This window comes from Streptomyces sp. NPDC020192 (assembly GCF_044388685.1).
Lineage (GTDB): Bacteria > Actinomycetota > Actinomycetes > Streptomycetales > Streptomycetaceae > Streptomyces.
In genome coordinates, this window is the sequence record NZ_JBIRXG010000002.1 from 165823 (window position 1) to 178583 (window position 12761).

Annotated in this window: 10 protein-coding genes; 4 read left to right on the forward strand and 6 right to left on the reverse strand. The window is 74.3% G+C overall.

Annotated features, from left to right (window positions below):
• Nucleotides 1-23 precede the first annotated feature (23 nt).
• Together ACH47Z_RS05200 and ACH47Z_RS05205 are read right to left on the reverse strand one after the other, a co-directional pair.
• The gene (locus ACH47Z_RS05200) at nt 24-3161 is read right to left on the reverse strand and encodes an amidohydrolase family protein (protein WP_399070663.1); all 3138 of its coding nucleotides are present in this window, start codon (nt 3159-3161) and stop codon (nt 24-26) included.
• 94 nt (nt 3162-3255) lie between these two features.
• Complete coding sequence (locus tag ACH47Z_RS05205) at nt 3256-4614, reverse strand: hypothetical protein (protein WP_399070665.1); 1359 nt, start codon at nt 4612-4614, stop codon at nt 3256-3258.
• Nucleotides 4615-4727: 113 nt separating this feature from the next.
• Here ACH47Z_RS05205 and ACH47Z_RS05210 point away from each other — a divergent pair, with 113 nt between their 5' ends.
• Complete coding sequence (locus tag ACH47Z_RS05210) at nt 4728-5960, forward strand: molybdopterin-dependent oxidoreductase (protein WP_399070667.1); 1233 nt, start codon at nt 4728-4730, stop codon at nt 5958-5960.
• A gap of 328 nt (nt 5961-6288) precedes the next feature.
• Here ACH47Z_RS05210 and ACH47Z_RS05215 read toward each other — a convergent pair whose 3' ends face one another.
• The 3 genes from ACH47Z_RS05215 to ACH47Z_RS05225 are packed head-to-tail and all read right to left on the reverse strand — an operon-like array spanning nt 6289 to nt 8389.
• A complete protein-coding gene (locus tag ACH47Z_RS05215; protein WP_399070669.1) occupies nt 6289-7086 on the reverse strand; it encodes a class I SAM-dependent methyltransferase in 798 nt (265 codons plus the stop codon).
• Nucleotides 7083-7700 carry a DUF2064 domain-containing protein gene (locus tag ACH47Z_RS05220; protein WP_399070671.1) on the reverse strand — a complete coding sequence of 206 codons (618 nt, stop codon included), beginning with the start codon at nt 7698-7700 and terminating at the stop codon, nt 7083-7085. Before ACH47Z_RS05220 ends, ACH47Z_RS05215 begins: the two co-directional genes overlap by 4 nt.
• Nucleotides 7697-8389: a glycosyltransferase family 2 protein gene (locus tag ACH47Z_RS05225; RefSeq protein WP_399070675.1), complete on the reverse strand. Its 693-nt coding sequence runs from the start codon at nt 8387-8389 to the stop codon at nt 7697-7699. Before ACH47Z_RS05225 ends, ACH47Z_RS05220 begins: the two co-directional genes overlap by 4 nt.
• Nucleotides 8390-8501: 112 nt before the next feature.
• On the opposite strand from ACH47Z_RS05225, the gene ACH47Z_RS05230 reads away from it, so the two are divergent.
• From ACH47Z_RS05230 to ACH47Z_RS05240, 3 genes are all read left to right on the forward strand, one after another.
• Entirely contained in the window at nt 8502-9236 is a 735-nt protein-coding gene (locus ACH47Z_RS05230) for a response regulator transcription factor (protein ID WP_399070677.1), read from the forward strand.
• A gap of 2 nt (nt 9237-9238) precedes the next feature.
• Nucleotides 9239-10351 carry a sensor histidine kinase gene (locus ACH47Z_RS05235; protein ID WP_399070679.1) on the forward strand — a complete coding sequence of 371 codons (1113 nt, stop codon included), beginning with the start codon at nt 9239-9241 and terminating at the stop codon, nt 10349-10351.
• Nucleotides 10352-10466: 115 nt separating this feature from the next.
• The gene (locus tag ACH47Z_RS05240) at nt 10467-11714 is read left to right on the forward strand and encodes an MFS transporter (protein WP_399070681.1); all 1248 of its coding nucleotides are present in this window, start codon (nt 10467-10469) and stop codon (nt 11712-11714) included.
• Nucleotides 11715-11744: 30 nt separating this feature from the next.
• Here ACH47Z_RS05240 and ACH47Z_RS05245 read toward each other — a convergent pair whose 3' ends face one another.
• The gene (locus ACH47Z_RS05245; protein WP_399070683.1) at nt 11745-12746 is read right to left on the reverse strand and encodes an NAD-dependent epimerase/dehydratase family protein; all 1002 of its coding nucleotides are present in this window, start codon (nt 12744-12746) and stop codon (nt 11745-11747) included.
• Nucleotides 12747-12761: the final 15 nt, after the last annotated feature.

The following is a 12761-nucleotide window of genomic DNA, read 5'->3' on the forward strand; positions in this document are numbered from 1 at the left end:
TGCCGGCCCGGCAGGACCACATGTCATGAAGGGTGGCAGCACGAGCCCCGGCGGAGGCGGTCGGCCACCTCCAGCCAGGACATCTCCCGGGGCGGTTCGTGCGGCACGGCCGACCGGTGGGAGGACGTCAGGTCGGCCTGCGTGTGCGGGACTCCCTCGCGCACCACGACCGGGGTGTCGACCAGGACACCGAAGTCGGAGAAGGGGTCACCGTCGACGATCGTCAGGTCGGCGATCTTGCCCTCCTCCACCGTCCCGAGGTCGGCGTCCAGGCCGAGGAGACGGGCCGGCTCGGTGGTCGCGGTGTGCAGGGCCTCGGCGGCCGTGAAGCCGTGCGCGTGCAGGGCGCGCAGGCCCAGGTGCAGGGAGAGACCGACCGGGACCAGCGGCGCGTCGGTGCCCAGGGAGATCCGGGCGCCGTGCGAGGCGAGCCTGCGGTAGTCGGCCATCTCCCGCTCGAGGGCGAGCAGATCGTGGTCCGTCGGCTTGACGCCGGCCTCCCTGCGGACGGCGGCGACGTCCCAGGGCGGCATCAGGGCGGTCACGCGCGGGTCGTCGGCCAGCCGGGGGTCGGCGGCGAGCAGGACCTGCGCGTGGAACGGCGTGATGACCAGGGCGAAGGAGCCGTCCGCGTAACTCTCCACCAGGTCCGGGCCGATACGGCCGAGGGGCGTGGTGGCACGCCCGTACTCCAGGCGCTGGGTCGCCTGCAGATGGGTCGTCAGGTCCTGGCCCGCCGAACGGCCGGGCGTGCACAGATGGCTGCCGCTCGGTACACCCAGCGCGTGCGCGGCCTCGGCCGCCAGGGCCATGGTCCCGCCCGGCGCACGCACATAGGTCTTGACGAAGTCGACCTCTAGGGCCGTGGCGCGCCGCAGTGAGCGCCGTACGCCGTCCCGGGTGCGGTGGGCCCGGCCCATGGCGTACGCGGTCCGCGCGCCGTCGAGCAGTTCGGCGCAGGCGAGCTGCCGCGGCCCGAGCAGGTCACCGCAGGCGGCGGCCTCGCGCAGCCGGACCGCGTCGTACAGCGGACCGCCGAGACAGAACGTGGTCGTGATGCCGTACGCGAGGGTGGTCAGGCTCTGGCGGGCGCCATAGGTGGCCGCATACGGGTGGGTGTGGCTGTCCACGAGTCCGGGGACGACGGTCCGGTCGGAGGCGTCGAGGGTGCGGTGGCCGGGGCGGCGAGAGCGGTGGGGCTCGACGGCGGTGATCCGCCTGCCGGTGACGAGGATGTCGACGTCGTGCCGGGGCGGCGCGCCGGTGCCGTCCCACAGCTGGCCGGCGTGGATGCGCAACGGCTCGTGCGTGCCGGGTCGCGCGGTCAGGCGGAGCGGGAGTGTGCGCGCCCGCGAGGTGCTGACGTCGAGGCTGCGCAGCCGGCCCTCGGAGAGGTAGAGGATCGTGCCGGAGTCCGCGGACCAGCTGGGGTGGTCGGCCGGCTCGTCGGTGAGCCGGCGGGCGGGCCCGGACGGGGTCCCGTCGGCCGTCACCGGCAGCAGCCACAGGGCCGACTCGGCGACCAGCGCCATCCAGTGGCCGTCGGGGGACCACACGGGCCCGGAGGCCACCCGGTCGGACAACGACTGGTGCTCGGCGGGCAGATGACGGCGCTCACGACCGGTGCGGGTGTCGATGACGCGAATGAGGTTGTACCCCTCGCGGAAGCGGTGGTTGAGCCGGTTGCGGTCGCAGAAGGCCACGTACCGGCCGTCGGGCGACCAGGTGGGTGCGCCGGGCGGACCGTCGGTGGCCAGCGGCTTGGCCAGTTCCTGCTCCTCGCCCGTGGCCAGGGTGCGCACCAGCAGGTTCCCGGTCACGTCCTGGCAGGCCAGCCGGGTGCCGTCCGGGGACAGCGCGAGCCGCCCACCGCCGGTCACCGCCTCGTCGCTGCCGTCCCGCAGGTGGTACCGGCGTACGGCCACCAGGCCGTCCCGGTCCGTGCAGTACAGCAGGCTGCGCCCGTCCGGCGCCCACACCGGCATCTGCAGCCAGTGGACGCCGGCCTCCTGACGGAGCTTGCGGGGCGTGCCGCCGATCGGCAGCAGCCACAGGGCGCCGAGCGCCGCGAACGCCACACTGCGGCCGTCGGGGGACAGGGCCGGCCGGTGCAGACCGAGCACCGGGGCGGACCCCTCCGGCAGGAGCGGGTGCCGCCGCCGGCGCCGGGACGGCTCCGGCATCGGCATCCGGGCGGTGAACGGAACCTCCCGTACGGAAGAGTCGGCGACGGAGCGGATACGGATGCGGCCGTCACCGACGTACAGCAGCTCGTCGTCGCTCAGCCAGCACGGCGGCGCGGCCGCCAGGTCCTCGTCCGCCGTGACGATTTCGCCGTCCACCATGAGAGCCGCCGTGTCGGGCGTCTCCCCGGCGCCGGCCGGACCGGTCAGGTGGAGGTAGGCGATCCGGCCGGCGGGCGAGACGGACGGGCACAGCAGCCGGCCCGCGAGCACCGTGCGCACCACCTGCGCCTCGCCACCCCCGACGGGCACCCGGACCAGCGCCAGGCCACCGTCGTTGCCGCCGCTCGCGACATGGGCGGCGCGCACGCACACCAGCGACCGTCCGTCCGGCGCCCAGGCCGGGTCGTAGTCCTCGAAGTCCCCGCCGCTGAGCCGGCGCGGCCGGCCGTCGACCACGTCCAGGACCCACAGCCCGTAGGAGCCGCCGGCCGTGGCGTCGCCGCCGCGTTCGGAGGAGAAGGCCAGCCGGGTGCCGTCCGGCGACCAGGCCACCCCGCGGTCGTCCCAGGGCCCGTCGGTCAGCTGCCGCAGCCCGCCGCCGTCCGGCCGCAGCGTCCACAGATGGAAGCCGCCCCCGCGGTAGGCGCACACGGCCAGGGTCCCGCCGTCCGGGGCCAGGGCGGGGCGCGTCGCCTCCAGCGTCCAGTCCGACACCTGTACGGCCGCTCCGCCGTCGCGCGGAATCCGCCACAGCACTCCCTGCACCTCGGCGATCAGCGCGCCGCCCGCCCGGTCGGCGGTGACCGAACCCCCGGTCAGCCCGGTGTAGGTGACGACCAGTTCCGCCGGCCCGGTGTGGACACCGGACTCGTCCGCCGGTCCCGCTGCCGTCGCCGTCCCCGAGGACACGGCGGTGACCAGCCCGGCCGCCGCCGTCCCGAGGAACCCACGCCGATCGAACCCGCCGAAGTCCATCCCCTGTCCTTCCCACCGTTTCCTCACGCCCAGGCCAACGCCCAGCACGTACGACGGTCACGCGGAGTCACCCCACGATTCTACTGACGTGACGTCACCAACCCGTGAAAAGAAGGTGGTTGAGGAGCAGGGCGAGTACGGCCTGAGCGGTGAGCCAGGCGCGGGGGCGGGGGAGCAGGGCACAGGCCGGGAGCAGCCACAGGGCGAACGGCAGCCAGATGCGCTCCGTCTCCGCCTTGCTCATGCCGGACAGGTCGGCGATCAGCAGGGCGAGCAGGGCGGCCGTGACGAGGAGCGCGAGGCAGGTGTGTGCGCGATCTCGGGGGCTACGGCGGTGGAGCAGCACGGCGGTCGTACGGCGCAGGCCCGCCGCCGTGGCCGGGCCGGTGCTGATCGCCGTACAGGCGAGGTTGGCCCACACCCAGTAGCCGTACGGGCGGGTGCCGCCCACGCCCTGGTAGTAGCGCGTGACGAGCAGGTGATAGCCCTCCCACCAGTTGAACCCGGCGAGCGCGAACACCACCGGGAACACGGCCAGTCCGGCGAGCAGCGGCACCACCAGCAGGGGGCGTGCCCGCAGGCCGGCCCGGCCGAGCACCAGCACCGCCGCGCCGATCAGTGCGAAGAGCGTGAGGCCGTAGGAGAGGTAGCAGGTGAGGCCGAACAGCAGGCCCGAGGCAGTCGAGCACCACAGGGAGCGGCGCGTCACGGCGAGCGCGAGCAGCGCCACGGACCAGGCGGCGACGGCCGCGAAGTAGCCGTCGGCGGAGACGCCCTGCCACACCGCGGCCGGAGCCAGCACCAGGAACGGCGCGGCCCGGCGTGCGAGTGTCTCGTCGGCCAGCGCCCGCAGCGCGATCAGCACGGCGGCACACCCCGTCGCGCCTACGACGATGACCCACATCCCGGCCCAGCCGCCCCCGTGCAGCCCGATCCGGTCCAGCAGGACGAAGGTGAGCGTCGCGGCCGGCGGGTGGCCGGCGATGTGCGCGGGCCAGGGGGCGGGGGTGCCGTCGACGATGTGGTGGGTGAAGTCGCGCAGGGTGGCCGGGATGTCGTGGAAGCGGCCGATGACCCGCAGGTACTCGTTGGTCGTGGTCAGCCGGCCCGCGATGCCCCGCTGCCAGCCGTCGACCAGCGCGAGCGAGAGGATCCAGGCCAGCGCACTCGCCCAGGACGCCGCGAGCAGCGCCCGCCAGGGCAGCCGGGCGGCGAGGGCGGGTCCGTACGCCACGGTGGCCGCCGCCACCGCCAGGGCCGCCGGAGTGCCGGGGCCGAGGTGCGGGTCCCAGTCGGCGAACAGCGGCGGCCAGTGCACGAACAGGGTGTGGCGGGTGTCCTGGATGTGCCGGCCGACCAGGACGGCCGCCGTGACGAGCAGGGCGGCGGCGAGGACGGCGTACAGATCGCGGCGCCGGGAAGGGGGCACATCGCGGTGGAGGAAGCGGATCACACCGGAACGCTAGGCCGGGGGAGCGGCGCGTGGCCGCCGTCCGGGCCAGACGTCAGCGTTTCGTCATGGGTCGCGCACCCTTTTCCGGCCGGTCTCCGGCCTACGGTCGGGACATGCGCGACCATCCCCGGCTCCCCACCTCCCCAGGTTTCTGGCGCAGCCCGCTGCGCGGCACCTGGTTCACCTCCGTGCTCGGCCTCGTGCTCCTGGCCGGCGTCACCGTGCTGTTCGTGACCGGCCTGGTGTCGTACGCCGCCTACAACCCGGGCCTGTCCCGGGTGAACGACATGACACCGGACAAGGGCGTCCTGGGCTTCTACCTCTTCGCCTGGCCCACCGGCCCGGTGTGGCTGTACCGGTTCACCCAGGGCCTGCACGTCACGCTCGGCATCACCCTGGTCCCGGTGCTGCTGGCCAAGCTGTGGTCGGTGGTGCCGAGGCTGTTCGCGCTGCCGCCGGCCCGCTCCCTCGCGCACGCGCTGGAGCGGATCTCGTTGCTGCTGCTGGTCGGCGGCGGGCTGTTCGAGTTCACCACCGGGGTGCTCAACGTCCAGCTGGACTACGTCTTCCCCGGCTCCTTCTACCCGCTGCACTTCTACGGCGCCTGGGTCTTCTTCGCGGCCTTCGTGGCCCACGCCGTGCTGAAGACCCCGACCGCCCTGCGCGCCGTACGGCACCGCCTGCGCGAGGAGAGCGACCTGGTCTCCCCGCGTCCCGACGTGCCCACCGTGTCCCGGCGCGGTGCGCTCGGGCTGGTCGGCGGCGGCTCGCTGCTGCTGTTCCTGACCACGGTCGGGCAGAGCCTCGGCGGCCCCTTCCGCCGTACGGCCCTGCTCGCGCCGCACGGCACGGCCGATCCCGGCGGCGGCCCGAACGGCTTCCAGATCAACAAGACCGCCGCCTACGCCGGGATCACCGCGGCCGACACCCACGAGGACAACTGGCGCCTCGTCGTCACCGGCCGCACCGGCACCGTCCGCCTCAGCCGCGCTCAATTGCTCCAACTGCCCCAGCACAGCGCCTCGTTGCCCATCGCCTGCGTCGAGGGCTGGTCGACCGCGGACCAGTGGTGGCGCGGGGTGCGGCTGCGCGACCTCGCGGCGCTGGTCGGATACGACGGCGATCCGCCGGACGTGCTCGTGGAGTCGCTGCAACGCCACGGCGCGTTCCGCCGCGCGGCCCTGCGCGCCAACCAGGTGGCCGACGGGCGCTCCCTGCTCGCCCTGTTCGTCAACGGCGAGGAACTGTCCCCCGACCACGGCCACCCGGCGCGGATCATCGTGCCCGCGGCCCCCGGTGTGCTCAACACCAAGTGGGTGGCCCGGCTGACCTTCGGAGACCTGTGATGCCGCGACCTGTGATGCCTCGCCGCGTTCCGCTCGGCAGTCCGTTCCAAGTGCTGCTGCTCGCCTGCTCGTTCGCGCTCGCCGCGTACGCCGGTCTCCGGCTGTTCGCCGGTGACTGGCTCGGGGTCGCCCTGTGGATCGTCGGCGCCGCCCTGCTGCACGACCTCGTGCTGGTGCCGCTGTACGGGCTGGCGGACCGGGTGGTCGTGCGCGGGCTCGGTGCGGCCGGGCGGCGCGGCTGGACGTCGTACGTACGGGTCCCGGCCGCGCTGTCCCTGCTGCTCCTGCTCGTCTGGTTCCCGCTGATCAGCGGGATGACGGCCCAGGGCTACCGGCTGGCGACCGGGCTCTCCCCGGACGGCTTCCTGACCCGCTGGCTGCTGATCACGGCCGTCCTGTTCGGGGGTTCGGCGCTGCTGCTGGCGCTGCGGGTGCCGCGGGTGCGCAGGGCGGCGAAGCAGCGGCCGCCGGTCTCCCACTGAGCCAAGGGTCGCCAGCCGTCGCGGCGGGCGTACCGGAGCAGGGCCGGGGTGCCGAGGCGGGCCCAGGGAAAGGCGGAGCCGCCGGCCGTGGCGCGGACGGTGCCGACCACCTCGACCCGGGCGCGTTCGTCGACGTGTCCCGGTACGGTCTCGGCGATCAGCAGACCGCCCGGGCGCAGCAGCCCGGCCACCCGCCGCAGCAGGGCGGCCGGGTCGCCGCCGATGCCGATGTTGCCGTCCATGAGCAGCACGGTGTCCCAGCGGCCCTCGCCGGGCAGCGGCTCGAAGACCGAGCGGCGCAGCGCCGTCCCGCCGAGCCGTCCGGTGTGCTCGACAGCGGCCTCGCTGACGTCGACGCCGAGCACGGTACGGCCCCGGGCGGCGAGCTCCGCCACCAGCCGGCCCGGCCCGCAGCCGACGTCGAGGACCGCGCCCTCGCAGCGGTCCAGCACCTCCAGATCGACCGGATCGGCCCGGCCGCACCAGCGCTCCACCTCCAGCGGCAGCAGCCAGCCGTCGGCGCGACGCAGGAACAGCGGGCCCCGGCCGGTGCGCAGGGCGGTGGCGTAGGGATCGGCGGCGGCCCAGGCGATGGAGCCGGGGGAGCCGCTCATCGCCGGGTGACCGGCACGCGGGGCGCTCATCGCGGAGTGACCGGTGTGCAGCGGGCCAGCCGGGCGGCGAACCTGCCGTGCGGGGCCAGCGCGGCGACGGCGCGGGCGTCGGCGGCGGTGTCGACGTCCCGCAGCCGGGGCAGGTCGCGCACCCGCAGCCCGGCGGCCAGCAGCCGCTCCCGCTGCACGGCCCCGGTCGCCGGCGTCGACATGGGCACGCCCCGCAGTAGCGCGGGATCGGGCACAGCCAGGCCGAGAGCCCAGAAGCCACCGTCCTCCGCCGGGCCGAACCAGGCGTCGCAGCCCGCGAAGTCCACGGTGAGCAGCTCTGGCGTCACCTGCGGGGTGTCCATGCCGATCAGCAGCGCCGGGCCGCGGCAGTGCGCGAAGGCGTCCGCCAGCCGCTCGTCCAGGCCGCCCGCGCACTGCGGCCGCACCTCGAAGCCGGGCGGCAGCCAGTCGCCCGGCGCGCCGTCCAGGACGAGGACCCGCCGGGTCGCCGGAGTGGCGGCGACGGCGCGCAGGGTGTCGGCGAGGGCCGCCTCCGCGAGGCGGGCCGCCTGTTCAGGTGTGAACGGCGGGGTCAGCCGGGTCTTGACCCGCCCCGGGAGCGGTTCCTTGGCGATGACGAGCAGCGTGGTCACCGTACGAGCCCCTTCTCGGCCGGGGCCTCGGCCAGCACGCGGCTCATGTCCCGCACCGCCTGCCAGGTGCCGCGCCAGGTGCCGGTCACCTTGGAGGCGCCGGTGCGCGGCCGGTAGGGCACATCGCGCTCGGTGATCCGCCAGCCGGCGTCGGCCGCGCGGACGACCATCTGCAGCGGGTAGCCGCTGCGCCGGTCGGTGAGGTCCAGCGCGAGCAGTGCTTCACGGCGCGCCGCACGCAGCGGGCCCAGGTCGTGCAGGCGCAGCCCGGTGCGCCGGCGGAGCATCCGGGCGAGGGCGAGGTTGCCCGCCCGGGCGTGCGCGGGCCAGGCGCCCCGCCCCTCGGGCCGGCGCCGGCCGAGGACCAGGTCGGCTGCGCCCTCCTGCACCTCCCGGACGAAGGGTTCGAGCAGCGTGGGATCGAGGGAGGCGTCGCAGTCGCAGAAGCACACGATGTCGCCGGTGGCCGCGGTCAGTCCGGCGTGGCAGGCGGCACCGAAGCCGCGCCGCGGCTCGTGCACCACCGTCGCGCCGAGCGCGCGGGCGATGTCGGGGGAGCCGTCGGTGGAACCGTTGTCGACGACGAGGGCGCGCCAGCCGGCCGGGATCCGGCCGAGCACCCAGGGCAGGGCCTCGGCCTCGTCCAGACAGGGCAGCACCACGTCGACGTCCGTGGAAGTGGTCGTCACGGTCTCACCCTACGAACGCCAATCGGGCATTTCAGACTTCGGGACCTTACGAAACGCGGACGCCGGACCCCGCGCCCGGACGGCGCCGACCCGGCGGTGCGAGGCTGGAGCCATGCACTCCCTGTACGAGCCCCACGGGACCGAGGCCGCTGGCGGGGCGGCCCGGATCCTGGTCGTGGACGACGATCCGACCGTCGCCGAGGTCGTCACCGGATACCTGCACCGCGCCGGCTTCGACGTCGACCGCGCCGACGACGGCCCCACGGCCCTGACCCGCGCCGCCGCACACCGCCCCGACCTCGTGGTGCTCGACCTGATGCTGCCCGGCATGGACGGCCTGGAGGTGTGCCGGCGGATGCGGGACGACGGCCCCGTGCCGGTCATCATGCTCACCGCCCGCGGCGACGAGGACGACCGGATCCTGGGCCTGGAGGTCGGCGCCGACGACTACGTCACCAAGCCCTTCAGCCCCCGCGAACTCGTCTTGCGCGTGGAGTCGGTCCTGCGCCGCAGCCGCCCGGCCGGCACCGCACAGCACCGGCTGGCCGCGGCCGGACTCACCGTCGATCCGGACGCCCGCAGGGCCACCAAGAACGGCACCGAACTCGCCCTCACCCTGCGGGAGTTCGACCTGCTGGCCTTCTTCCTGCGGCACCCCGGCCGGGCCTACAGCCGGGAGGACCTGATGCGTGAGGTGTGGGGCTGGGACTTCGGCGACCTGTCGACCGTCACGGTCCACGTCCGCCGGCTGCGCGGCAAGGTCGAGGACGACCCGGCCCGCCCCCGCCTGATCGAGACGGTCTGGGGCGTGGGCTATCGCTTCGAGCCGGGCGAGGCGGTGTCCTGACCATGCGCGACACCCTCCTCATCGTCCTCTACGCCTTCGCCGGCGCCGCGGCCGCGGGGGTGACGGGAGCGGGCGCGCTGCGCCTGATCCGGCGCCGCTCGCTCACCGCCTCCCTCGCCGTGGTCGCGGCGGTCGGTGTCGTCGCGATGCTCGCCGGCACGCTGGCCGTGGCCTGGGCGATGTTCCTGTCCCCGCACGACCTCAAGGTGGTCACGACCGTCGTCGCGATGGCCGCCGTGGTGTCGTTCGCCACCGCGCTGCTCCTGGGCCGCTGGGTCGTCGCCCGCAGCCGCGAACTCGCCGACGCCGCCCGCTCGTTCGGCGACGCCGGCGCCTTCGCGGCCCCGCACGGCCCGGCCACCGCCGAACTGGACGCGCTCAGCCGCGAGTTGGCCGCGACAAGCGCGCGCCTCGCCGAATCCCGCGAGCGGGAGCGGGCGTTGGAGAAGTCACGGCGCGAACTGGTCGCCTGGATCTCTCACGACCTGCGCACCCCGCTGGCCGGTCTGCGCGCCATGTCGGAGGCGCTGGAGGACGGCGTGGCGACGGACCCCGACCGCTACCTCAAACAGATCCGCACCGAGGTCGAACGCCTCAACGACATGGTCGGCGACCTCTTCGAACTCTCCCGCATCCACGCGGGCACCCTCCCCCTCAGCCCCAGCCGCATCTCCCTGTACGACCTCGTCGGCGACGCTCTGGCCGGCGCCGACCCGCTCGCCCGGGAACACGGCGTACGCCTGGTCGGCGACGGCGTCGAGCCGGTCCCGGTGGAGGTGGACGCCAAGGAGATGACCCGCGTCCTCGGCAACCTCCTGGTCAACGCCATCCGCCGCACCCCACCGGACGGCACGGTCGCGATCGCCGCTGAGCGAACGGACGAAGGCGTGGTGCTGTCGGTCACCGACAGCTGCGGAGGCATCCCCGAGGAGGACCTCCCCCGCGTCTTCGACACCGGCTGGCGCGGCACCGACGCCCGCACACCCCCGGCGGGCGCGGGTCTCGGGCTGGCGATCGTCCGGGGCATCGTGGAGGCTCACCAGGGCCGGGCGAGTGTCCGCAACATTCCCGGAGGGTGCCGTTTCGAGGTGACTCTGCCCATTCCAACGGCGTAAGCCGGAGGAATCGTTCCCGATGTCACTGTGACTCTTCCCCCGCAGGTCAGACCTGTTCCGACCCCTCCTGACCGCCGCATACTCCCTCGGCGATCAGAAAAGGGATGGGGGATTGATGTCAGTCGGACACCGGAGCTCTCGGCTCGTCACGCGCGGCATTCTTCTGGAGCCGGGGCCCAGGCGGACACTCGCGACCGCCAGCTTCGTCAACATGCTCGGCAGTGGTGTCTTCACCTTGACCGCCGCTGTCTTCTTCACCCGTTCCGTCGGGCTCTCCGTGGCACACGTCGGCCTCGGCATGGGCGTGGGCGCCGTGGTGGGTCTGCTGTCCGGGGTTCCCGTCGGGCGGATCGCCGACCGGCGCGGGCCTCGTGAGGTCTACATGGTCACCCTGACCGTTCAGGCCATCGCCATGGCGATGCTCGTCCTGGTCCACTCCTTCTGGCTGTTCACGGCGGTGATCTGCCTCACCGAACTCGCCGGCTCCGCCAGTCAGGCGGCCCGTGGGCCCATCGTGCGCGGTCTCGCTGGCGCTCAACCCGCCCGGTTCCGCGCCTACTTGCGCGCCACCGTCAACCTGGCCTACAGCATCGGCGCGCTGCTGGCCGCGCTCGTCGTCCAGCTGGACACCCGCGCCGGATACCTCTGCCTCGTCCTCGGCAACGCCCTCAGCTTCGTCGCGACCGCCGTCATCGTCACCCGGCTGCCGTCGCTGCCACCCGTCCCGGCTCCACGAGCCGGCGGACGCCGGTCGGCGCTGAAGGATCACCGCTACATGGTGATCACCGCGCTCGACGGCATCATGTCGATGCACGGCTCCGTCCTGATGTTCGCCCTGCCGCTGTGGATCGTCGGACACACCCACGCCCCGCGCTGGTTCATCGGGACGAGCGTCCTGGTCAACACCGTCATGGTGATCTTCCTCCAGGTCAGGGCCAGTCGCGGCATCGACACCGACACCACCGCCGCACGCGCCTGGCGCCGGGCGGGCTGGGCCTTTCTCGTCGGGATGGCCCTCATCGGCCTCGCCTCCGGGATGCCCGCATGGGGTGCCGTCCTGCTGGTCCTGCTCGGAGTGGGCGTGCACACGCTGGGCGAACTCCTGCACGCGGCGGGCTCGTTCGAGCTGCGCTACAGCCTCGCTCCCGCCCACGCGCAGGGCGAGTACTCGGGCGTCTTCCGCTTCGGCAGCGGTCTGTCGGGCGTCGTGGCACCCTCGGTCCTGGCGTTGCTCTGCCTGAACGGCGGCACGCTCGGCTGGCTGCTGATGGGCGGGGTCTTCCTGAGCGTGGGGTGTGTGGCGCCGGCGGCGGTCCGGTGGGCGGGGCAGCCCCACCCGCACGAGGCAGCCACACCCGCCTGACATCCCAAGTGGCCGCATTTCCGGCCCGGTTCACCCCTCGCGCAGTTCCGCCCGCGCGAACTCCCGCATTCCCTCCGCGAACCCGACCCGCGGCTTCCAGTCCAGTGCGGCGCGCAGCCGGGAGGAGTCCGCGGTGATGTGCCGTACGTCGCCCAGGCGGTACTCCCCGGTGATCACGGGCCGGGGACCGCCGTGCGCGTCGGCCAGCGCCCGGGCCATCTCGCCGACGGTACGGGGTTCCCCGCTGCCGGTGTTGTAGGCCGTGAGGACGCCCGGGGCGGCCTCCGCCTCCAGCGCCGCCACGTTCGCCTCCGCCACGTCCCGTACATGGACGAAGTCCCGCCGTTGCCGCCCGTCCTCGAACACCCGCGGCGCCTCGCCGCGGGCGAGCGCCGAGCGGAAGAAGGAGGCGACCCCGGCGTACGGGGTGTCGCGCGGCATCCGGGGGCCGTACACGTTGTGGTAGCGCAGGGACACGGCCGACCCGCCCGTGCTGCGGGCCCACGCGGCGGCCAGGTGCTCCTGGGCCAGCTTGGTCGCCGCGTACACGTTCCGGGGGTCGGCGGGGGCGTCCTCGCCGACCAGCCCCGGGCTCAGCTCCGCCCCGCAGCGCGGGCACAGGGGCTCGAACCGGCCCGCGTCGAGGTCGGCCGCGGCCCGGGGGCCGGGGCGTACGACCCCGTGCCGCGGGCACGCGTAACGGCCCTCGCCGTAGACCACCATGGACCCGGCGAGCACCAGCCGCCGTACCCCGGCCTCCGCCATGGCCGCGACCAGGACGGCGGTGCCCAGGTCGTTGCGCGAGACGTACTCCGCCGCGTCGGCGACACCGTTGCCGAGCCCGACCATCGCCGCCTGGTGGCAGACGGCGTCCACTCCGGCGAGGGCCCGGGCGACCGCCGCCGGATTGCGCACGTCTGCGCCGGGATCCCGCCGGACGTCGTACACGAGCGGCTCGTGCCCGCCGGCCCGCAGCGCCTCGACGACATGGGACCCGATGAACCCGGCACCGCCGGTGACCAGTACACGCATACGGTCACGCTAGCC

Excerpts from the sequence above, each read along its gene's own strand:
- ACH47Z_RS05200 (WP_399070663.1), bottom strand. The coding sequence starts at position 3,161 with ATGGACTTCGGCGGGTTCGATCGGCGTGGGTTCCTCGGGACGGCGGCG.
- ACH47Z_RS05210 (WP_399070667.1), top strand. The coding sequence starts at position 4,728 with ATGCGCGACCATCCCCGGCTCCCCACCTCCCCAGGTTTCTGGCGCAGC.
- ACH47Z_RS05215 (WP_399070669.1), bottom strand. The coding sequence starts at position 7,086 with ATGAGCGCCCCGCGTGCCGGTCACCCGGCGATGAGCGGCTCCCCCGGC.
- ACH47Z_RS05230 (WP_399070677.1), top strand. The coding sequence starts at position 8,502 with ATGCACTCCCTGTACGAGCCCCACGGGACCGAGGCCGCTGGCGGGGCG.
- ACH47Z_RS05235 (WP_399070679.1), top strand. The coding sequence starts at position 9,239 with ATGCGCGACACCCTCCTCATCGTCCTCTACGCCTTCGCCGGCGCCGCG.
- ACH47Z_RS05240 (WP_399070681.1), top strand. The coding sequence starts at position 10,467 with ATGTCAGTCGGACACCGGAGCTCTCGGCTCGTCACGCGCGGCATTCTT.
- ACH47Z_RS05245 (WP_399070683.1), bottom strand. The coding sequence starts at position 12,746 with ATGCGTGTACTGGTCACCGGCGGTGCCGGGTTCATCGGGTCCCATGTC.